This is a genomic window from Ferdinandcohnia sp. GQ5 (assembly GCF_059759275.1).
On sequence record NZ_JCAXEW010000044.1, the window covers coordinates 1 to 1,466 of the forward strand.

The following is a 1,466-nucleotide window of genomic DNA, read 5'->3' on the forward strand; positions in this document are numbered from 1 at the left end:
TAATCTGTACCCCTTGTAAAGGACATTTTAAAAAAAGCTAGGCTACTTTAAGAAGATGATCTCTGTATTGAACAGGGGTCATCTTTTTCATATTCCATTGATATCTGTAGTGATTGTAGTAGTGGATGGCAGCTTTCACTTCTTGCTTAAGTTCTTTTAAAGTTTCACATGATTTTATATCAGCCAGGTCCTTAAAATGACCAAAGAATGATTCCTGTGGGGCGTTGTCCCAACAGTTACCTCTCCTAGACATTGATTGTTCCAATTTGAATTTTTTCACCAGCTTTTGATAAACAGGGCTGGTATAGTGACCTCCCTGATCAGAATGTATATAAGCTCCTTTAGCCAGTTTGATTCTCCTGTTTTTCTTTAACTTCTTAAGTGTATCCGTAGCGATATCTAAAGTAATTCGATCAGAGACCTGATGAGCTAAGACTTCATTGGTGGAAGCGTCAATAATGGTTGATAAATAAGCTTTTTTACCTTTTCCGAAATATAGGTAGGTTATATCCGTAAGAAGGACCTTGTGTGGGATTCCTTGTTTGAATTCCCTGTTAAGTAAGTTCGGGACGACCTTGTGCTCCTGCGTAGCCTTAATGATGCGCTTGTAGGGGTTCGCTCTCCTAAAAGGGCTCTCAATCCCGTATTTCTTCATGATTCTTCTGATTCGCTTAAGATTGAAAACAACACTAAACTGACCTGCCAATACCATCTTAATTTGACGAGCCCCTTTCTTACGGTTCTTGAAATTGTATGCTTTTAAAACCAGGTCCCGAAGGGATTCATCCTTTTTCTCCCGATCCTTCCTTCTCTGAACTTGTTTAGCAGAAAAGTAGTTATAGTATCCCTGACGGGACACACCAGCTACTTTACAGAGGTGGGTTACCATCCTTGTTAGATTGTATTTCTCGATAACGGAATGAATAAGGTTAAATTTCTGGTCAGCTGACAATTTTATTTCTTCTTCATCCCCCTTTCTGCGAATCGTATCTTTTTTAATAGTTCATTCTCTGCTTTCAACAGGTTATTTTCGGCCTCTAACCTTGCATATTTTTCTTCAGTGGAAAGCTCTCTTTCCCTTGGTCTACCTGAGTTTCCTGATCTTGTATCACGAAGTCCTAGAATTCCGTGCTTACGATAAGCTTCTCGCCATCTTTTTCCAGAAGACTCAATCCGTTTCATACCTAATACCTCAGTATCGAACCCACAGTCCTCAAATATCTCTCTAGGAAACTTCCCCAGGTCATTTTGAGTTATAAAGTGCTCCTTAAACTCATCTGAATAGGTAATACCTTTGGGACTTACTGATTTTACATATGGATTTTTAGCTAGTAATTCGATCTCTTTTTCCGAGAATATTTTTTTACTCATACTATCTCTCCCGCACTATTTTTAATCTATTGTACATAAAAAGACCCTGTGCAGCAGACTTTTTTTAATGTGTCTACTACACAGGGTACAGTTTA

The 1,466-nt window shown here is 38.5% G+C and carries 1 protein-coding gene; it reads right to left on the reverse strand.

Translation table 11 applies throughout. The annotated features are described in order from the left end of the window. Positions 1 to 37 precede the first annotated feature (37 nt). Positions 38 to 1,371, reverse strand: a protein-coding gene (locus AC6CHV_RS26280; protein WP_445724474.1) for an IS3 family transposase whose coding sequence is annotated in 2 segments (ribosomal slippage) — positions 38 to 958 and positions 961 to 1,371 — 1,332 coding nt in all. Because the reading frame shifts where the segments join, the coding sequence is not laid out codon by codon here. Positions 1,372 to 1,466: the final 95 nt, after the last annotated feature.